The sequence below is a fragment of the Planctomyces sp. SH-PL62 genome (assembly GCF_001610895.1).
GTDB lineage: Bacteria > Planctomycetota > Planctomycetia > Isosphaerales > Isosphaeraceae > Paludisphaera.
This window is the reverse complement of record NZ_CP011273.1, coordinates 3,700,179-3,718,904: the sequence shown is the minus strand read 5'-3', so window position 1 is coordinate 3,718,904 and position 18,726 is coordinate 3,700,179. Positions and strand designations below refer to the sequence as shown.

The window sequence follows — 18,726 nt, the reverse complement described above, 5'->3', positions numbered from 1 at the left end:
GGGGCGGGGGCGTCACGCGGGACGACCCCTTTCGGCCGGGAATTCGTCCCGGGGGTCGTCAGGGAGGGGAACCCGCCGAGATCCTTCGACCGGCCGACGATCCATCGGCCACCGCCCCCCCTCGCAGCTCGTGAGCAATTCCAGGAACCGCGAGGTCGTGATATCCAGGTTCTCGTGGCGGCGGTGGATGATGGCCAGGGGCCTCGTCAGGCGATACTTGGGGTCCTGGCCGTCGATTTTCAGGGCGATCAGCGTCCCCGCCCGGATCTCCTCGATCACGGTCGGCTCGGGCAGGATCGCCACCCCTGCCGAGATCTCCACGGCGCGTTTGATGTGCTCGATGTTGTCGAACTCGAGCGCCACGTCGACTTCGACGTCGTGACGTCGCAGCGAGCGGTCGATCGCCTTGCGGATCGAGAGCGAGGCGGCGAACCCCACGAGGGTCTCGCCGTCGATCTCCCGGATGTGGACCGTCTCGCGGTGCGCGAACCGGTGCGAGGGGGGGACGACGAGGACCATCGTCTCCTCCCGCCACGGGATCACCACCAGCTCAGGCCATTTCCGCGGATACGAGATCAATCCCAGCTCCGTCGCACCACTAGTCACGCGCTCCACCACCTGGGTGGGGTGCAGGTACTCAAGGCGGACGTGGGCCTCGGGATGGCGTTCCGCGAAGGTCTTCACGTAGCGGCTCATATGAGCCAGCCCCACGGAATAAATCGCCGCCACTCCCACCGTCCCCGTCGCCTTCCGCTCGTCGTCCAGGGTCCTGACACGATTCTCCAGCTCGAGGTATCGCGCGACGAGATCTTTGCAGCCCTCGTAGAAAACCTTCCCCTCCTCCGTCAGGACGAAGGGTCGTTTCGATCGGTCGATCAGACGGACCCCCAGCCGGACTTCCAGCTGATGCACCGCCTGGCTCGCCGAGGACTGCGAAATCTTGTTCTCCGACGCCCCCCGAGAGAAGCTGGACCAACGCACCACGTCGCAGAAAATCTGGAGGGACTCGAACTGCATGTCTCTTCGTCCGTCCACATTTCTCGATAGTGCGCGTCGAACCATATCGGTTTTCGTAATAGTTAATCCGTCGATCGAGGGGCCCGTCAAGAGTTTTTTTTCGAAAGCAGGCCGATCAACCGGCGACGAGACCGCCACGGCCGCACTCATTCATCATTCGGCGCGACGCACCTCGGACTCGACCAGCCCGACCGTTCAGGACGCCGAAATCGCGCGTTCGGACCAGGCGCGGACCGCCTCGGCGAGGCACGTGACCTCCGCCATCGCGCCGATGCCGACGTCGCCGCAGGCCAGCCGCTTGGACTGGGGGGGAATCAGGACGATCGCCGGGGCCTGGCGGGCGAAGTGGCCCTCGGCGGATTCCAGGGACCAGTCGGAGGGAGCGGCGCGGCCGGTCTGGTCGGACCAGAGCTGGGCGAGATGGCGGGCGGTGGCGGGCTTCCGCCACATCAGGGTGTTCATCGCCGGCGCCAGGATCGCCGGCTTCTCGAAGTCCCAGGCCCGGAACAGGCAGGTGAGGAGGTTGTCGCTCAGGCCCAGGGCGAACTTGGCCAGGCTGTTGGCGTCGAGCGGGGCGACGATCAGGAGATCGGCCCATCGGCGAAGCTCGATATGCAGCACCTCGTCGCCCCGCGCGTACCGATCCCGCGGCCATTCGTCGGCGTCCCGGTAAAGCGACGTCGACGTCGGCAGTTCGGCCGGGTCGAAGAAGTAGAGGGAGGGCTCGGTGGCAACCAGGCGGACCTCGTGCCCCTGCGCGACGAGCGTCGCGCAGAGCGCGGGGATGCGCACGGCGGCCACGGAACCGGTCGTCCCCACGAGGATGCGTGCCATGCGAACCCCGGCTCCAGGGACGGCGTCCGGCGTCGCGCGGGGCGTCGCGAACGGTCCGCCCCCGCTTCGGATCGGGTCAGTGGTGATTGGCGGAGAGGGGCTGGATCTCGGCGTTGACGGCGTCGACCAGCCCGTTCCAGAGCGACCGCTGGAGCTGTTGCGTCTGACGCCTTGAGAGCATCAGACGGCCCGCCGCCCGCTCGACGAGGATCGAGACGATCACCTTGACGTCCCCCTGAATCGGAGCCGCCAGGTCTTCGAACTCCGGCGGGAGGACCAACGGACGGAGCGCGGGATCCTGGGTGCGCGAAGCCATGATGTACCCTCCTTGGCCGGGGATGGGTCGGGTGTCGTCCAAGACGTCCTTGATGCCGAAGCTACCCCGCGATCCGCACCCCGGTCAAGCGAATAGTCGGCGGCTTCTCCCTCGGGAGAGATGCGGAGGTTCCGGGAAACCGGGGCCTCGATCGGGCCCGAATCCCAGGGATGACTCCCCGCGACGCCGCCTCAGCGAATCATAGGCGGGGCCTCGACCTGATTCCAACGAATTCGCCCGGGGACCCCGATCTCGAAGCGGGCGAGGCCTCAAAACCACGAGGGTTCCGCTTCCTTGCGCGCGCCGGGTCCCATGGCCTCCGTGACCAGTTCGACGATCCGGGGGCCGTCGACGAGCTCGATGGGGTGGTCGACCGAGAACTTCTCGGCGGCCAGCGAGAACGTGCTGGTGGTGACGAAGAATCCTTTGTGGGCGTGCGCGTGGTGGACCGACCCGAGGAACTTCTGCAACTCGGGCGAGCCGACCACGCCCCGCTTGTGGTACTTGCACTGGACGATGGCGCGAAGCTCGCCGCGACGGAGGTGGAGGTCGATCCCCTCGTCCCCCGTCCCGCCGACCTGGGCGACCTCGTAGCCCATGGCCTCGAACAGCTCGCCGACGAACTCCTCGAACGTCTCGGGCGAGAGGGTCGTGAGCTGGGCCAGCTTCAGCTCGGCGCGACGGGCCTGGAGCCTGAGCCGCTCGACGCGATCCTTGTGGTCGCGGACCTCTTCGCGGATCCTCGCCGCCTCCGCCTCGTGGAGGGCCCGCTCGGCGGGGTCGATGCGCAGCAGGTAGCGGTCGATCTTGAACAGGGCGTTCTCGATCGAGTTGTCGAGGCGGCCCCGTTCGGCGCGGGTGAGCTGATTCTGGTAGCGACGGAAGACGGCGTACTGGAGGTGCTCGACGGCCCCCGCCAGCTCGGCCGCCGAGGTGATCGCCGGCGCGTCTTCCTGGTAAGGCGCGGCCTTCCATAAGAATCCCTGCCGCGCCGCCCCCGTCGTCGGAGTCGTCGGAGCGGCCCCGGCCGGCTCCCCTTCCGCGGCCCTCGCGCGGAGCCATTCCAGCACGGTCGCGGCGCACTGCGGTCCCAGACACTCCATCGTTGGCGGCTCTCCTCGTCCCGGGGTGGGTCGGCGCCGGGGCGCGGCGCGACCCCGGACGCGAACGCCCATACACCATTCTGCCCGCGACGGCCCCGCGACGCCAGGCCCGTCGCCCGCCCGGACGCGTTGACGCCGGGGCGACGTACGGCGAGAATCGGGGGCGAGCAGCGACGCGATCCGCGCGAGCCGCCCGGAGTTCGCAGGAGACGCGACGCGGCGTCCCGAGCGACGGCCGGGTCGCGCCCGGGACGGTCGAAGGAGCCAGCCATGGGACGATTCGCCGTGATCCTGCCGGCCGCCGGCCGGTCGAGTCGCTTCGGCGACCCGGACGAGAAGAAGATCTACACCGACATCGCCGGAAGAGCGGTCTGGCTGAGGGCGATCGACGCCTTCGTCAACAACGACGACGTGGGCCAGATCATCATCGCCATCGCTGAGGACGACCGCGAGATGTTCGAGCGGCGCTATCGCGACAGCGTCGCCTTCCTGGGCCTCGACGTGGTGGTCGGCGGCGCGGAGCGGGCCGATACGGTCGCCGCCGCCCTGGAATGCGTCAAGGATTCGTGCGACTTCGTGGCGGTCCACGACGCCGCGAGGCCCTGCGTCACGCCGGCCTTGGTCGCCGCGGTCTTCGAGATCGCGCGCGAGCGCGGGGCGGCCATGCCGGCGGTCCCGGTCGCCGACACGATCAAGCGGGCGTCGGCCGAGGGGGTCGTCGTCGAGACCGTCCCGCGCGACGGCCTGTTCCTCGCCCAGACGCCCCAGGTCTTCCGCCGCGACTGGCTCGTCGAGGCCTACGAGAAGCGAGACCGGAACGGCCCGGGGGCCACCGACGACGCGCGGCTCGTCGAGGCGATCGGCCGTCCCATCGCGATCGTGCCAGGCTCGCCGTTCAACCTCAAGATCACGACCCGAGACGACCTGAAGCTCGCTCGGGCCGTGCTGGCGGTGCTGGAGCAGGAGAAGCCGCTGGAGGAAGGCCTCCCCTTCGCCGACGAGCGGTCGAAGTGGGACGACCTCCCCAAAATCCGGCCTTCCGACCTGTTCGGCTCCTGACTCAGGACTTCTCGTCGACGAGCTTCGACAGGCTCGGCTCGATGGCCTCGGCCCAGAGCTCGTAGCCCTTGGGGCTCAGGTGCAGGAAGTCGGGCATGATCTCCTTGGAGATGGTGCCGTCTTCCTGCAGGAAGGCCTTGCCGATGTCGAGGTAATGGACCTTGCCGCCGTCCAGCTTGGCGATCCGCGCGTTGACCTTCTGGAGCTTCTCGCGGGTCGCGTCGGGCTTCTCGCTGCGGGGGAAGACGCCGAGCAGGAGGATGTCCGACTCGGGGAGCCGCTTGCGCAGCTCGGCGACGATCGCCTCGACGCCGGCGGCGATGTCATCGGCCGGGCTGGATCCGGCGTTGTTGGTGCCGATCATGAGCACCACCGCTTCAGGGTTCAGCCCCTCCAGCTCGCCGTTCTGGATCCGCCAGAGGACGTGCTGGGTCTGGTCGCCGCCGATCCCGAAGTTGAGCGCCCCGCGCGGGTGTAGTGCTTCTTCCAGGTGTCGTTGCCCCCCCAGCCCTGGGTGATCGAGTCGCCCAGGAAGAGGAGCTTGCAGGACTTGTCCTCCGCGGCCTGCTTGGCCTCGCCGAGGAACTTCTTATGGAGGTTGGTCCACCACTCGTCCGTACGAGGGGCGGGCGTGGTGGTGGGGATCGCCTGGGCCAGGACGTCGGTCCCGGACGCGAGCAGGAAGGCTGCGGCGAGGGCCGCGACGAGCCGACGGCCGCCGATCAGATTGCGAGTCATTGCGTGACCACCTCGGGTTCATGTGGGGAGGGGACGACGCCCCGAGGCGCCGTCGCGATATCCGCCGCATGGTAAACCCGCCCCGCGCGCCGATCCAGGCTCAAGGGGCCCAAGGTCGGCCGAAGTGCTCGGCGAAGGCGACCTCGTCGAGCCCGAAGCGCGGCGGGGGCGGCCCTTCGACGTCGGCGAAGCCGAGCGCCACCAGACCGCAGACCGCGTGGTCATCAGGGACGCCGAATTCGCGACGCACGGCCTCGGCGTCGAAGCCCTCGATCAGGGCCGAGGCGACCCCCAGCGACTCGGCCGCCAGCATCAAGGTCGCCGCCGCGAGCATCGCCGGCCGGGTCGCCCAGAGTTCCCGATCGAAGAGGTCCCTCAGGCCCGACCGCGCCCGTCCTCGGATCGCCGCGGCCCGCTCCGGGGAGCATTCGCCCGACTCGATCCGCATCGTCAGCAGGGCTTCCAGGTGCGACCGCTCGGGATGGTGGAAGCCCAGGACGACGACGACCACCGGCGCCCGGCCGACCTCGGGCTGGTTTCCCGCGCAGGCCTGGAGCCGTCGCCGACCGGCCGGCTCGCGCACGACCAGGAACCGCCAGGGCTGGAGTTCGTAAGGGGACGGGGCGAGGGTCGCCGACCGCAGGAGGCGTTCGAGAAGTTCGGGCGCGAGCCCTCGCGCGGGGTCGAACCGGGGGGTCGGCCGACGGCGGAGCGAGGACTCCTCGACGGTGAGCGGGCGGGGTTCGGTCTCGCGCGGATCGGTCCGATCGGGCATGCGGGACGGGCTCCTTCGAGGGGGAGCGGCCCCTGGCACGCCCCATCCCCCCGTTATAAACTTGCAACCTCGAATACGGGAACGGCCCCCCGGCCGCCCCAGCCCATCCGATCGACCCCCAGGAGGACGACGCCCATGAACTCGCTCAAGTGGACCCGCAAGGCGCTCTGCGCGCTCGCGATGACGGTCGGCACGGCCTCGTGCGCCCAGGCCCAGGAATGGGTCCCCCTCTTCGACGGCAAGACCCTCAGCGGCTGGACCGTGGGCGGGGGAACGGCACGTCCAAGTGGGAAGTGAAGGACGGCGCGATCGTCGGCACGGGCACGGCGTCCATGCTCTACAGCCCCAAGAAGTACAAGAACTTCAAGTACCGCGCCGAGGTCAAGATCAACGACAAGGGGAACTCGGGCCTCTACTTCCGCTCGCCGACGAACACCGGCAGCTTCACGGACGGCTACGAGGCCCAGATCGACAGCACCCACACCGACCCGATCCGGACCGGCTCGCTCTACGGCTTCGTCCACGTCTACAAGCGGCTCGTCCCCCCCGACACCTGGTTCACCTACGAGATCGAGGTGGTCGACAAGGAGTGGCGCGGCCGGAAGGCGCCCCACATCAGCATCCGAGTCAACGGCGAAGAACTGTTCATGTTCATGGATTTCGCGAACACCTTCAAGGAGGGCCACTTCGCGTTCCAGCAGCACGACCCGGGCAGCCGCATCGAGATCCGCAAGATCGAGGTCCAGGAGCTGCCGTGACGACGCCGCCTTGATTATCGTATGATCGTCGCGGGACGCGGCCGCCCACCTCCCCCGCCGGGCTCCAACCCGGCGGGCCGGGTCCCCAACCAGCCCGCCGTCACGCCCCCGCGACGGCGGCACCCCCGACCCGATCCGATCCTATCCGACGCCCCCCCGCATCTTCCGGAAACCAGTGAGACGACACGATGGCGAATCTGTGGGTCCGTAAATCGATCGCCACGCTCAAGGCCGAGGCGGCCGCCAGCGAGGAACACGGCCTGAAACGCACCCTGACGGGCGTGAACCTGATCATGCTGGGCATCGGCGCCGTCATCGGCGCCGGCTTCTTCGGCCTGACCGGCGAGGCCTCGGCCCGATACGCCGGGCCGGCGATCTCGCTGTCGTTCATCCTGGGCGGGATCGTCTGCGCCTTCGCCGGCCTCTGCTACGCCGAGATGGCCTCCACCGTCCCGGTCGCCGGCTCCGCCTACACCTACGCCTACGCCACCATGGGCGAGTTCATCGCCTGGCTCATCGGCTGGGACCTGATCCTCGAATACATGGTCGGCGCCACCACCGTCGCCATCAACTGGTCGGGATACGTCGCCAGCTTCCTCCACGACCGCGGCATCGACCTCCCCCCGAGGTTCCTCGCCTCTCCGGGGACGAAGATGATCGAGGTCCCCGACGCCATCGCCGGCCCGCTCCACCTGCGGCACGGCTGGTCCATGCTCGACTCCGTCAAGGATCGGCTGATCGAAGCCGGGATCGACTACTCCGCGTTCGCCCAGGTCGACGCCCTGTTCAACGCCCCGGCCATGCTGATCGTGGCCCTGGTGACCGCCCTGCTCGTCGTCGGCATCAAGGAGTCGGCCCGGGTCAACAACGTCATCGTCTTCGTCAAGGTCTCGATCCTCGTCCTCCTGATCGTCCTCGGCCTCCCCATGGTCGACAGCAAGAACTGGGGCGGCTCCTACATCCAGCCCTCGGTCGGACCCTGGTACAACTTCGAATACGGTTGGAGCGGCGTCCTGCGGGCCGCCGGCCTGGTCTTCTTCGCCTACATCGGCTTCGACGCCGTCTCGACGACCGCCCAGGAAGCCAAGAACCCCCAGCGCGACATGCCCATCGGCATCATCGGCTCGCTGGTCATCTGCACGATCCTCTACTTCCTTGGGTCGATCGTCCTCACCGGGGTGGTCAACTACAAGCAACTCCACGTCCCCGACCCGGTCGCCGTCGCCACCGACGCCATGCGGATGCCCTGGCTCTCCTTCTACGTCAAGATCGGCGCGATCGCCGGGCTCAGCTCGGTGATCCTGGTCATGCTCATGAGCCAGCCCCGGATCTTCTACGCGATGTCGAAGGACGGCCTGCTCCCCGGGATCGTCGGCAAGATCCACCCGCGGTTCCACACGCCGTACATCACGACGATCATCACCGGGTGTATCGTCATGGTGGCCGCCGCAGTCCTCCCCCTGAGCGTGGCCGGCGAACTGACCTCGATCGGCACCCTCTTCGCCTTCGCCGTCGTCTCGGCCGGCACGCTCTACCTGCGGATCAAGCAGCCCGACATCGAACGCCCCTTCCGTGCGCCCGCCATCTGGTTCACCGCGCCGATGGGCGTCCTCAGCGCCGTGGCCCTGATGCTCCCCCTCCCCTTCGACACCTGGATCCGGCTCATCGTCTGGATGGCCATCGGCCTGGTGATCTACTTCGCCTACGGCAAGAACCACAGCGTCCTGGGCAATCGCCCCCCCGAAGACTCGCTCGTCGCCGCCGGCGAGGCCTAAGTCCCTCAACCGCTCCCCGCCCCCCGACCCACGTCGGCGGGGCCGGGGAGCCGACCCACCTCCAATCCGCCCCCCTCGACAGGATCGGCTTCGTCCCCCCCGATTGGCTTTGTTCGCCCCCCCCCGGCGAACAAAGCCAATCGACGTAAAGCCTTAAATCCAAACTTTTAATGTCCAAAATCCAGTTGCCGGAATTGGCTTCGTTCGGCGTTTTTCCTTGTCGTGCGACGTGTCGCTTCCACGAGGGCCTCTTGGCCCGAACGGCCTTCGCCAGCGACCGCCGCGCGCAACGCCGCCATCTAGAGAGGATGGCGCCGGATCGCAGGATGCGGACGAAGCGGGGATGAGACGGACGTCGCGCACGGCGGCCGGTCTGATCGTCGGCGTCTCCGTCGGGGCCGTCGGGCGATTCGACTTAGCGCGTGGGGGGGAAAGGGATAGACTCCCGTCCAAAGGCTCGGACCGGGTCCCGCGCGGTCGGCGAGACGTCGACGCGGCAGGGAGGATCGGGACCCACGGCGTCCTGGCCGACGCGCTCAGGTCAAGACCACGGAGGGAGATACGATGCGGCGGATCGCGGTGCTCAACCAAAAGGGCGGGGTCGGCAAGACGACGTCGACGGTGAATCTGGCCGCCGCGCTGGCCTCGGAGGGCCACAACGTCCTGGTCATCGACCTCGACCCCCAGGCGCACGCCACGCTCCATCTGGGGCTCCTGCCGGGGCGTTCGGGACCGTCGCTCTACGAGGTGCTCACGCAGGGCAAGAGCATCCAGGAGGTCCGCCGGCAGGTCGCGGACAACCTCTCGATCGTGGGCAGCCACATCGACCTGGCGGGTGCCGAGCTGGAGCTGCTGGGGACCGTCGGCCGCGAGGTCATCCTCCGCGACCAGCTCGAAGCCGACACGGAGAAGTATGACTTCGTGTTGATGGACTGCCCGCCGTCGCTCAGCGTCCTGACCCTGAACGCCCTGTGCGCGGCGAACGAGGTCATGATCCCGCTCCAGGCCCACTTCCTCGCCTTGCACGGGCTGTCGAAGCTGCTGGAGACGGTGAACCTGGTGTCGAAGCGGGTCAACCGCGACCTGAAGGTCGGCGGGGTGGTCCTCTGCCTGTACGACGCCGGCACCCGCCACGGCGGCGAGGTCGTCGAGGACTTGCAGACCTTCTTCGCCGCCAAGAAGAAGGGCGTTTCGCCCTGGTCCGAGGCCAAGCTCTACAAGACCCGCATCCGGCGCAACATCCGGCTGGCGGAATGCCCCAGCTTCGGCCAATCGATCTTCCAGTACGCCCCCACGAGCCGAGGGGCCGAGGATTACGCGTCGCTGGCCGCCGAGGTCCTCGGCCTGGCCCCGGCCTCGCTCTGGGCCGATTCCGACGCCGATTCCGACGAGGCCCCCGCCGCGGCCGACGCCTCGGCCGCCTGAGCCAGCCGGACTTCCCGTCCGAGGATCGACCGTCATGCGATGGGTGGGGATCGACGAGGCGGGCTACGGGCCGAATCTCGGCCCCCTGGTGATGACCGCGGTCGTCGTCGAGTCCCTCCGGCCCGACGACGGCCCGACGCCCGACCTGGACCCTCCCGCCAGTCTCTGGGACGACCTGGCCGCGACCGTCCGCCGCGTGGGCAAGGGAAAGGGCGACGACCGGCTCCTGGTCGACGACTCCAAGGCGATCCTCAAAGGGGGGCGCGGCCGCGAACGCCTCCTCTCCAGCGCCTTCGCCCTCCTGGACGCGGGGGGGCGTCCCCTCCCCGGCAGCCCCGCCGGGCTCGTCGCCTCCCTGGCCGACCGCGACCCGACCGAAGCCGAGATCGAGCGCTGGCTCGGGCTGGACGAGACCGAGCCCCCCTGGCCGGCCGTCGACCTGATCGACCGCCTGCGTCTCCGCCTCGCCGCCCGGCCGTTCGCGCCGCCGTCGGGGGCGTGGCGGGTGGCCGAGGTGCACGTGGAGATCGTCGGCCCCGAGCGATTCAACGAGGGCCTCTCGCGGCACGCCTCGAAGGCCGCCGTCCACTTCGAAGCCTTCGCTCGCCTGCTCCGCGCCGTCTGGGAATGCGCGGCGGACGGCCGTCCCACGCGCGTTCGGGGGGATAAGCACGGCGGGCGGCACTTCTATCGGGAGCCCTTGCTCGCCGCCCTGCCGGACGCCTGGATCGACCGAGGCGCCGAAGGGCCCGCGCTGAGCGAGTACACGATCCGGGCCCCGGGCCGCGAGGTGAATCTCCGGTTGACTCCCCGCGCCGACGCCGAGGACGCCCTGGTGGCGCTGGCGTCGATCGTGGGCAAGGCGGTCCGGGAATGCTGGATGGACGTGTTCAACGCCTTCTGGGCGCGCCGGGTCCCGGGCCTCAAGCCGTCGGCCGGATATCCGGTCGACGCCTCTCGGTTCCGGCGGGACGTCGAGCCGACGGCGATCGCCCTGGGGATCGAACCGCGCCTCTGGTGGCGGGCCCGCTGAGCGGGGCCGTGGCGGCGGAGGGGGGAGAGGGCGGGGAGCCGAGCCGCTCGCGCGGGCGTGGGGGCCGCGTCACGGCCCCGTCGCGCTCACCGCTCGCGATAGACGATGCGGCCTTTCAGGAAGTCGTACGGCGAGATCTCGACGGTCACCCGGTCGCCCGGGACGATGCGGATGAAGTTCTTCCGCATCTTGCCCGCGATGTGCGCGAGCACCTTGTGGCCGTTCTCGAGCTCGACCATGAATTGCGTGTTGGGGAGCGCCTCGACGATGCGCCCTTCGGTTCGAATCGGTTCTTCTTTAGCCACGCGGGTCTCCTGCGACGACCCGCGCCGGCCATGTGAGGCGGGGGTCGTGTGGGGCCTTCGAGTTTCGACAGGCGGGGGGGAGGCGACTCGCGGGATGGCCGGCTCGGGTCGCCTCGTTCCGCGAGGGGGGCGGAACGTCGCGACGACCATTCTAGTCGATGCGACGCCCGCCGAACAGATCATCCCCCACTCATCCCCGACATGGTCCGATCTTTTCACGCCCCGACCCCGGCGACTCACCCTCCCGGGGTGAACACGGGGAGCAGGCCGGGCCCCCGGAACCGGATGTAGTGGACGGCGTCGACGGCGGTGACGACCAGGCCGCGGCCGTCGGCGTCGCACCAGTTGAGGTTCGAGGGCCGTTTGGGCGTGGGGAGGATCCCCAGCAGTCGGCCGTCGGGCTCGAAGGCCCAGATCCCCAACGCCACGGCCACGAAGACGCGGCCCTCCCGGTCGACCTTGATCCCGTCCGGCCCGCCGGGCTCGCCGGGGTCGAGCGTCGCGAAGACCCGGCCCGATCCGGGTTCCAAGCCGCCGTCCTCCAGGACGCGAAAGGCTCGGACGTGATACCGGCCGGTGTCGCAGACGTAGAGCGTCCGCTCGTCGGGGGACAACGCCAGGCCGTTGGGCTTCTCGAAGTCGTCCAGCAGCTTCGTCAACGACGAGCCGGAGGAAGCCGGGGCCGACGGGTTCCAGAGGAAGACGCCCTGGAAGTCGATCTCCCGGTCCTTGGCCGCGACGCCGTAGGGCGGGTCGGTGAAGTAGACCAGGCCGTCGGACCGGCAGACCACGTCGTTGGGGCTGTTCAGCCGCTTGCCGTCCCAGGTCTCGGCGACGGTCGCGACCGCGCCGCCGTCGAGGGCCATCCGCGAGACCCGTCGTCCGGTCTGCTCGCAGAAGATGATCCCGCCGTCGGCGGCGAAGGTCTGCCCGTTGGCCGCGCCGGTCCCCTCGCGCAAGACCGACTTCGAGCGGTCGGGGTCGGGACCGATGCGATAGGTCTTCTCGGCCTTGATGTCCTGCACCAGGATCGAGCCGTCCGGGAGCCAGAGCGGCCCCTCGGTGAACTCGAAGCCGTCGGCCAGGGTCTCCAGGCGGTCGCCTTCGATCAGGGCGGAAAGGCCGGCTTCCCTCAGGGTCTGCATGGCGGATTCGTCCTCGTCGTGGGGCCTCGCCCGCGCTTCGGATGGTCCTCGGCGCATCAGGCAGTGGTGGGGCGGTCCCCGATCCGATAGAATAGGGGCCAATCGACCATCTTCAAGTCCACCGCCGCCGCGTTTCCCGGCTTGGTGAGGAGCACGCCCGATGCCACCGGAGCTGGATTCCCAGGATCTTTCGAAGGCCCGCACCTTCTTTCAATACGGCAACGACGCCGCTCTGAAGTCCAATTTCGACTACGCCGTCGACATGTACAAACAGGCCTGCAAGCTGGCCCCGGACAATTTGCAGTTCCGGCAGGCCCTGCGGAGCGTACAGCGTCGCAAGTTCCAGAACGAGCCGTCGAAGGTCGGCCGGCTGGTCGGGATGACGAACAAGCCGATCCACATGAAGGCGCGGTCGGCCCGCGGCAAGCAGAATTTCACGACCTGCCTGGAGGTCTGCGAGGAAGCCTTCACCAACAACCCGTGGGACGTCTCCGCGGCCCGCGAGGCGGCCGAAGCCGCCGAGATGCTCGAGTTCTACCCGCTCGCCCAGTGGTACCTGGAGTCGGTGCAGAACGAGGCGGCCAAGGACGCCGAATACCACCGCCACGCCGCCCACGTCCACGAACTCTGCGAGTCCTGGCCCAAGGCCATCGCCGCCTGGGAGGCCGTCAAGCGGATCGACCCCAACGACGACGAGGCCAACCGCAAGATCAACGGCCTTTCCGCGAGCGCCACGATCAAACGCGCCAAGTATGAGGACGCGATCGACGAGCGGAAGGCGGCCCCCGCAGCCGAGTCGGTCGAGGACGTCCGCGCCCGGTTGGAACAGCTCAAGCAAGAGAAGATGAGCCCGGAGGAGCGGCTCCACAAGGAGATCCAGAAAGACCCCAAGCAGGTCTGGCCCTACCTGGAACTCTCGGAAATCTTCCGCAAGCGGAGCCAGTTCGAGCACGCCGAGAAGATCCTGGCGGCCGGCATCAAGGCCGTCCCTCGAGACTCCATGCTCATGCAGAACTACGCCGAGGTCCAGATGACCCGGCTCAAGCGGGCCATGGACGCCCTGACCCGGCGCGTCGAGGACGACCCGACCGACGTCACCTCCAAGTCCAAGCTCGACCAGATCTCGCGGATGCTCCTGGACTACGAGATCAAGGAGTACCGCCGCCGGCTCGTCCTCAGCCCCGAGGATCACAAGCTCCACTACGACCTGGGCCTCTGCCTGGCCCGCGACGGCAAGCACGCCGAGGCCATCGGCGAGTTCCAGGTCGCCAAGGGGAGCCCCAACCTGAAGGTCCAGGCGCTCCTGCAAGCCGGACTCAGCTTCGAGGCCGACGGTCGGGGCAAGCTCGCCGAACGGACCTACCAGGAGGCCCTCAAGGCCATCGAATCCGGCGACACCGAGAACTTCAACGCCATCCATTACCAGCTCGGCCGGGTCAACGAGAGCCTGGGCAACATGGAGACGGCGGAGGAGCACTACAACGAGGTCGCCGCCAACGACTACACCTACCGCGACGTCGCCCAGCGACTTCGCAACTTGAACTGAAAACCGGGTTCATGGTACAGTTTCGCTTCGAGTAGGCCGACCTGACCAGGGGGCCCCCCTCATCGCCGGTTCCCGTCGCGCCCGATCGCGCGACGGCGAAAGGCCGGTGCGTCGCGATCCCGGACCGTGCCCCGGGCGCGGGCGGGCCTCGTTTTTCGTTTCGTTATCCACGCGGGAAGATCGACGGACCTATGCCAACGACCAATTCGGCCGCCAAGCGGCTGCGCCAGAGCGCCAAGAAGCGGCTGCAAAACCGGATCGTCAAGAAGATCGTCAAGACCTCCGCCCGCAAGGCGCTGGACACGGTCACCGAAAAGGACTTCGCCGCGGCCGAGACGCAGTACCGCGCCGCCGTCGCCAAGATCGACAAGGCCGGTGCCCGCGGGGTTCTGCACAAGAACACCGCCGCCCGTCGCAAGAGCAAGCTCGCCCGCTCCTACAAGGCGGCCCTCGAGAAGGCCCAGGCGGCGTCCTGATCTGATCCGAGTCGCCGTCGCGGAGGCCCCGCGATGCCCTCCCTGAACGAAGCGCTTCCGGCGATCATCCGAGCCGTGGGCGGCCGTCCGGCCGCCCCAGCCTCGGGGGATTCGCGATTCGAGGCGGTCGTCGCATTCGCGGCCTCCGGTAGCCTCGCCTCCGGGCGTGGCGACCGGCTCGCGACCGCACTCGACGAGGCCGGCCTGCTCGAACCCGAGGCCCTGGCGACCGCCTCCCTGGAGGAGGTCGTCGACGCCCTGCGCGACGCCCGAATCGAGGCCAACCCCAAGGCCGTCCGGCTCCTCCAGCGGGTCGCCGCCTGGTATCAGGCCCATCGCGAGGACCTGGAGGCCGCACCGGCCTCCGGGGCCGGCCCCGCCTCCGCGCGCCGCGACGAACTGGCCGCGATCCGAGGCGTCGGGCGGACCACGGCCGACGCCATCGCCCTGCACGTCTTCGGGGCCGCGACCTATCCCGTCGATCGCGCGACCTATCGCATCATCGTCCGCCACGGCTGGATCGACCCGACCGTCGACTACGAGGAGGCGTCTCAGCTTCTGATCGACGCCGCGGAGGCCGATTCGGCCGTCCTGTCGGGGCTGTCGCGCGGGCTCGCCGACGTCGGCCGCCGGTTCTGCAAGCCGTCGGGCCCGCGCTGCGAACCTTGTCCGCTGCGGATCGTCTTACCGGACGGCGGTCCCATCGAGGCCGACGGCTGATCCTCCCGCCCCCGTCCCGTCCCCCCCGCCGGCGTCAGGAGCAGGCATGGCCGACTACCGCCTCGAAGGGCCCAAGCCCGCCCGGATGTACGAAGTCATCCTCCCCAAGAAGATCGGCTACTTCGGCAAGATCCAGGAAGTCCTCGAAGACCTGTTCGACGAGCGGGCGATTCGCAAGATCCCGTTCGTCCGGCAGTCGATCGCCCGGGGCCGGAAGGAAGCGGGGTTCGACGAGGACCGCTGGATCAAGACCCTCTGCAAGGCGAGCCGCGGCTACTCCATCTACGAGATGGACGGCCGCTTCCTCTCGGCGAGCGGGCCGATCGACGAGCGGGTCATCGTCATCCGGTTCATCTTCCACAACCCGAGCGGCGAGACCAACGGCGGGACCGACTTCCTGGGCGTCTCGCTCGAGGTCGTCAACCATCTCGTCGCGCGCCGGTTCGCCCAGGAACTGGGGGTGGAAGAGGAGATCTGGTTCGTGGAATACAGCCATCCCCAGCTCTCCATCTGGCGGCGGTCGTCGGCCGACGCCGATGCGGGGGCGGACCCCTCGCGAGACGAAACCGCATGACCGCCGTCGCCACCCTGATCGACCGCTACGCCCTCGGCCCCGCGATCCTGGAATACGCCGTCTACGGCCTGTCCGACGAGCATCTCCGCGCCCGGCCCGGCCCTGGCGCCTGGAGCATCGCCGAGCTGGTTGCCCACCTGGCCGACAGCGACGTCGTCGCAAGCGATCGGATGAAGCGCGTCCTGGCCGAGCCCGAGCCTGTACTCCTCGCCTACGATGAGAACGCCTGGAACGACCGGCTCCGGATGCAGGAGGCCCCGGTGGACCTGGCCGTGGCCCTCTTCGCCGCCAACCGGCGATGGACCGCGCGCATCCTCCGCGACGCCGCCGAGGCCGACTTCGCCCGCGCGGGCGTCCACTCCGAGAAGGGGCGGACGACGCTGGCCGAGCTCGTGGTCTCGTACGTCGGCCACATCGACCACCACCTGAAATATCTGTACGCCAAGCGGGCGAACCTGGGCGTCGCGATCCAGCCGCGGTATACCTATCCCATCGTGTGAGGGCGATCGCGTGACCCGACTCTTCGCCGGGACCCCCTGGGACCGCCCCCCCGTCTGCGAGGCCTGCGGCCGTTTGGAGTCCGAATGCGCCTGCCCGCCGAAGTCGGCGGAGCCCGTGCGGGTCCCCCCCGAGACCCAGACGGCCCGGCTGGCGCTGGAGAAGCGGCCCAAGGGGAAGCTCGTGACAGTCGTCTCCGGGCTGGCCCCGGAGGGGAACGACATGGACGACCTGGCGACGCGGCTGAAGTCCGCATGCGGCACCGGCGGCACGCTCAAGGACGGCCTGATCGAGCTCCAGGGGGACCGCCGCGAGGCGGCCGAGAAGGCCCTCCAGAAGATCGGCTACAAGACGAAACGACGGTAGCACCCCGAAGAGGCTGATTTCGATGACGATGCATGCGATGCCGGTGATGGTCGGGGTCCTGGCGATCCTGGCGATCGCCTTCCGCTTCTACAGCGGGTTCCTGGCCCGCCGGGTCGCGGCGCTCGACGACTCGCGGGTGACGCCGGCTTATCGCTTCCAGGACGGCCAGAACTTCGAGCCGACCAACCGCTGGGTCCTCTTCGGCCACCACTTCGCCGCCATCTCGGGCGCTGGGCCGCTGATCGGCCCGGTGCTGGCGATCCAGTTCGGCTACCTCCCCGGCCTGATCTGGATCGTGATCGGCGTCTGCCTGGCGGGCGCGGTGCAGGACATGATGGTGCTCGCCCTCTCGACCCAGCGGGGCGGCCGGAGCCTGGCGAGCCTGGCCCGCACCGAGATCGGCCGGCCGGCGGGGATCGCGGCGTCGATCGCCATCCTCTACATCATCATCATCGCGCTGGCGGGCCTCGGAGTCGTCGTGGTCAAGGCGCTCGGCGGCGAGGAGGTCGCCATGAGGGCCGGGACCGTCCTGACCTATCCCGAAAACGCCTGGGTCGACGCCCGCGTTGAACAAGGGGGCCCCCGGATTTACAACGTCCCGCCCGGCTCCAAATACCGCTTCGGCGAGGGCGAGGGGCAGGCGATGGACTTCAGCGAGCCCTTCCAGCTCGCCGTGCCGGCCGAACAGGCGTTGCGGGAGGCCCCCGACGGCGAGGGGTTCGTCCTCCCCGAGAACGCGCGGCGGCTGGTCCCCGGCAGCTCGTGGGGGACGTTCACGATCGCCATGACGATCCCCATCGCGCTGTTCGTGGGCTGGTACATGTACCGCCTGCGGCCCGGCAAAGTGGTCGAGGCTTCGCTGATCGGCGCCGTCATGGTCCTGGCGGTCACCGGCCTGGGGAGCCTGGTGCCGAGGTCGCCGCTGGAGCCGTACTTCGCCCTCTCGCGGAACTGGACGGTCTTCGCGGTCGCCGCCTACGGCTTCGTCGCGGCGGTCCTGCCGGTCTGGCTCCTGCTCAGCCCGCGCGACTACCTCTCCAGCTTCCTGAAGGTCGGCACCATCTTCCTGCTCGTGGGGGGCGTCGTCGTCACCAACCCCAGGCTCGAAGCGCCGGCGGTCAGCACGTTCTTCGCGGACGGCGGCGGGCCCTACTTCAACGGGCCGATCTTCCCTTACGTCTTCATCTGCATCATGTGCGGGGCCATCTCCGGGTTCCACGCGCTGGTCTCCTCGGGGACGACCCCCAAGATGATCATGCGCGAAGGGGACGTGCGCATGATCGGCTACGGGTCCATGCTGATGGAGGGTCTCGTGGCGGTGGTCGCCCTGATCGCCGCGGCGGCGCTGCCGAGCTCGATGTACTACGACATCAACATCGACCTGGGCAAACGGCCCGACTTCCTCGCCGCCAACCCCGACTTCGCGCAATTCCTCAAGGCGGGCGAGTTCGACATCCACGGCGGCCACGGCCTCGAGCCTGCTCCGGGGGCGGCCCCGATGAGCGAGCTGGCGGAGATGGAGCGCGACGTGCAGGAATCGCTCCACGGCCGGACCGGCGGGGCGGTCACGCTCGCCGTCGGCATGGCCCGCATCTTCACCGAGGCGGCCCCCGGCCTGGGGGCCTTGAAGGCCTTCTGGTACCACTTCGCGCTGATGTTCGAGGCCCTCTTCATCCTGACGACGATCGACGCCGGGACCCGGATCGCGCGATTCCTCGTCCAGGAGATCCTCGGCCGGATCTGGAAGCCGCTGGGCGACCTGGACTGGGCGCCGGCCTCGATGCTGGCGACCGGCCTGGTCGTCTTCGCCTGGGGATACTTCATCGCCACCGGGTCGGTCGAGAGCATCTGGCCGATGTTCGGCCTGGCGAACCAGCTCCTGGCGGTCATCGCCCTGACGGTGGTGACGACGGCCCTGTTCAACGCCGGCCGGGGCCGCTACGCCTGGGTGACGATCCTCCCCATGTCCTTCGTGGTCGCCACCACCAGCACGGCCGCCTACTACGAGATCAGCGGCAAGTTCTGGGGCATGATCCAGGCGGGGCAAGTCCTCAAGGGCTGGCTCAACATCGGCCTCACCGTGATGCTCATCGCCTGCGTCGCCGTCATCCTGGCCTCCGCCGTCTCCCGATGGCTCGCACCCCGGCCGGCCCTCATCGACGAGGCCGCCCCCGAGCCGGCGACCTACGAGGACCTCGGCGACTGAGCCCGCCGCCCTTGCCTCCTTGCGAGAGTAAGCGCCCGTCCGCGATATCTCCACGAG

Annotated in this window: 22 protein-coding genes; 13 read left to right on the top strand and 9 right to left on the bottom strand. The window is 69.0% G+C overall.

What is annotated here, in order from left to right:
• Window positions 1-12: 12 nt before the first annotated feature.
• The 4 genes from VT85_RS14490 to VT85_RS14475 all read right to left on the bottom strand — a co-directional run bounded on the left by VT85_RS14490 (window position 13) and on the right by VT85_RS14475 (window position 3,270).
• Window positions 13-1,017, bottom strand: coding sequence for a LysR family transcriptional regulator (locus VT85_RS14490; protein ID WP_068416484.1), 1,005 nt, complete (start codon window positions 1,015-1,017; stop codon window positions 13-15).
• Window positions 1,018-1,212: 195 nt separating this feature from the next.
• The gene (locus VT85_RS14485) at window positions 1,213-1,851 is read right to left on the bottom strand and encodes a flavoprotein (protein ID WP_068416481.1); all 639 of its coding nucleotides are present in this window, start codon (window positions 1,849-1,851) and stop codon (window positions 1,213-1,215) included.
• 76 nt (window positions 1,852-1,927) lie between these two features.
• Window positions 1,928-2,167, bottom strand: coding sequence for a hypothetical protein (locus tag VT85_RS14480; protein ID WP_068416478.1), 240 nt, complete (start codon window positions 2,165-2,167; stop codon window positions 1,928-1,930).
• Window positions 2,168-2,436: 269 nt separating this feature from the next.
• Window positions 2,437-3,270: a restriction endonuclease gene (locus VT85_RS14475; RefSeq protein WP_068416475.1), complete on the bottom strand. Its 834-nt coding sequence runs from the start codon at window positions 3,268-3,270 to the stop codon at window positions 2,437-2,439.
• Window positions 3,271-3,540: 270 nt separating this feature from the next.
• Between VT85_RS14475 and ispD the strand changes: the two genes are divergently transcribed.
• A complete protein-coding gene (gene ispD / locus VT85_RS14470) occupies window positions 3,541-4,329 on the top strand; it encodes a 2-C-methyl-D-erythritol 4-phosphate cytidylyltransferase (RefSeq protein WP_068416472.1) in 789 nt (262 codons plus the stop codon).
• Window position 4,330: 1 nt separating this feature from the next.
• Here the strand turns inward: ispD and VT85_RS14465 are convergent, their stop codons facing one another.
• From VT85_RS14465 to VT85_RS14460, 3 genes are all read right to left on the bottom strand, one after another.
• The gene (locus VT85_RS14465; RefSeq protein WP_231871528.1) at window positions 4,331-4,777 is read right to left on the bottom strand and encodes a GDSL-type esterase/lipase family protein; all 447 of its coding nucleotides are present in this window, start codon (window positions 4,775-4,777) and stop codon (window positions 4,331-4,333) included.
• Window positions 4,714-5,067 carry a hypothetical protein gene (locus VT85_RS29240; RefSeq protein WP_231871380.1) on the bottom strand — a complete coding sequence of 118 codons (354 nt, stop codon included), beginning with the start codon at window positions 5,065-5,067 and terminating at the stop codon, window positions 4,714-4,716. Before VT85_RS29240 ends, VT85_RS14465 begins: the two co-directional genes overlap by 64 nt.
• A gap of 100 nt (window positions 5,068-5,167) precedes the next feature.
• Window positions 5,168-5,842, bottom strand: coding sequence for a nitroreductase family protein (locus tag VT85_RS14460; RefSeq protein WP_068416469.1), 675 nt, complete (start codon window positions 5,840-5,842; stop codon window positions 5,168-5,170).
• Between the two features lie 135 nt (window positions 5,843-5,977).
• Here VT85_RS14460 and VT85_RS28555 point away from each other — a divergent pair, with 135 nt between their 5' ends.
• The 5 genes from VT85_RS28555 to VT85_RS14440 all read left to right on the top strand — a co-directional run bounded on the left by VT85_RS28555 (window position 5,978) and on the right by VT85_RS14440 (window position 10,833).
• On the top strand, window positions 5,978-6,139 hold the full coding sequence (locus VT85_RS28555; RefSeq protein ID WP_197490714.1) for a hypothetical protein: 162 nt from the start codon (window positions 5,978-5,980) through the stop codon (window positions 6,137-6,139).
• The gene (locus VT85_RS14455; RefSeq protein ID WP_197490712.1) at window positions 6,136-6,600 is read left to right on the top strand and encodes a DUF1080 domain-containing protein; all 465 of its coding nucleotides are present in this window, start codon (window positions 6,136-6,138) and stop codon (window positions 6,598-6,600) included. The genes VT85_RS28555 and VT85_RS14455 overlap by 4 nt, the downstream gene beginning before the upstream one ends.
• 188 nt (window positions 6,601-6,788) lie before the next feature.
• A complete protein-coding gene (locus VT85_RS14450; RefSeq protein WP_068416468.1) occupies window positions 6,789-8,375 on the top strand; it encodes an amino acid permease in 1,587 nt (528 codons plus the stop codon).
• Between the two features lie 564 nt (window positions 8,376-8,939).
• Window positions 8,940-9,800 carry a ParA family protein gene (locus tag VT85_RS14445; RefSeq protein WP_068416467.1) on the top strand — a complete coding sequence of 287 codons (861 nt, stop codon included), beginning with the start codon at window positions 8,940-8,942 and terminating at the stop codon, window positions 9,798-9,800.
• Window positions 9,801-9,834: 34 nt separating this feature from the next.
• Window positions 9,835-10,833 (top strand): hypothetical protein, encoded by a 999-nt coding sequence (locus VT85_RS14440; RefSeq protein WP_068416466.1) that lies wholly within the window; start codon window positions 9,835-9,837, stop codon window positions 10,831-10,833.
• An 86-nt stretch (window positions 10,834-10,919) separates the two neighbouring features.
• On the opposite strand, the gene infA is transcribed toward VT85_RS14440, so the two are convergent.
• On the bottom strand, window positions 10,920-11,138 hold the full coding sequence (gene infA / locus VT85_RS29235) for a translation initiation factor IF-1 (protein ID WP_068416465.1): 219 nt from the start codon (window positions 11,136-11,138) through the stop codon (window positions 10,920-10,922).
• Between the two features lie 236 nt (window positions 11,139-11,374).
• Window positions 11,375-12,283, bottom strand: a complete 909-nt coding sequence (locus tag VT85_RS14430) for an SMP-30/gluconolactonase/LRE family protein (RefSeq protein WP_068416464.1) — start codon at window positions 12,281-12,283, stop codon at window positions 11,375-11,377.
• Between the two features lie 160 nt (window positions 12,284-12,443).
• On the opposite strand from VT85_RS14430, the gene VT85_RS14425 reads away from it, so the two are divergent.
• The 7 genes from VT85_RS14425 (at window position 12,444) to VT85_RS14395 (ending at window position 18,669) form a co-directional block, all read left to right on the top strand.
• Window positions 12,444-13,829, top strand: coding sequence for a tetratricopeptide repeat protein (locus tag VT85_RS14425; RefSeq protein ID WP_068416463.1), 1,386 nt, complete (start codon window positions 12,444-12,446; stop codon window positions 13,827-13,829).
• Window positions 13,830-14,020: 191 nt separating this feature from the next.
• The gene (gene rpsT / locus VT85_RS14420) at window positions 14,021-14,305 is read left to right on the top strand and encodes a 30S ribosomal protein S20 (RefSeq protein ID WP_068416460.1); all 285 of its coding nucleotides are present in this window, start codon (window positions 14,021-14,023) and stop codon (window positions 14,303-14,305) included.
• Window positions 14,306-14,338: 33 nt separating this feature from the next.
• Window positions 14,339-15,025: an endonuclease III domain-containing protein gene (locus tag VT85_RS14415; protein ID WP_068416457.1), complete on the top strand. Its 687-nt coding sequence runs from the start codon at window positions 14,339-14,341 to the stop codon at window positions 15,023-15,025.
• Between the two features lie 46 nt (window positions 15,026-15,071).
• Window positions 15,072-15,599: a hypothetical protein gene (locus VT85_RS14410; protein WP_068416454.1), complete on the top strand. Its 528-nt coding sequence runs from the start codon at window positions 15,072-15,074 to the stop codon at window positions 15,597-15,599.
• Entirely contained in the window at window positions 15,596-16,099 is a 504-nt protein-coding gene (locus VT85_RS14405; RefSeq protein ID WP_068416451.1) for a DinB family protein, read from the top strand. Before VT85_RS14410 ends, VT85_RS14405 begins: the two co-directional genes overlap by 4 nt.
• A 10-nt stretch (window positions 16,100-16,109) precedes the next feature.
• The gene (locus VT85_RS14400; RefSeq protein ID WP_068416448.1) at window positions 16,110-16,463 is read left to right on the top strand and encodes a translation initiation factor; all 354 of its coding nucleotides are present in this window, start codon (window positions 16,110-16,112) and stop codon (window positions 16,461-16,463) included.
• 22 nt (window positions 16,464-16,485) lie between these two features.
• A complete protein-coding gene (locus VT85_RS14395; RefSeq protein WP_068416444.1) occupies window positions 16,486-18,669 on the top strand; it encodes a carbon starvation protein A in 2,184 nt (727 codons plus the stop codon).
• Window positions 18,670-18,726: the final 57 nt, after the last annotated feature.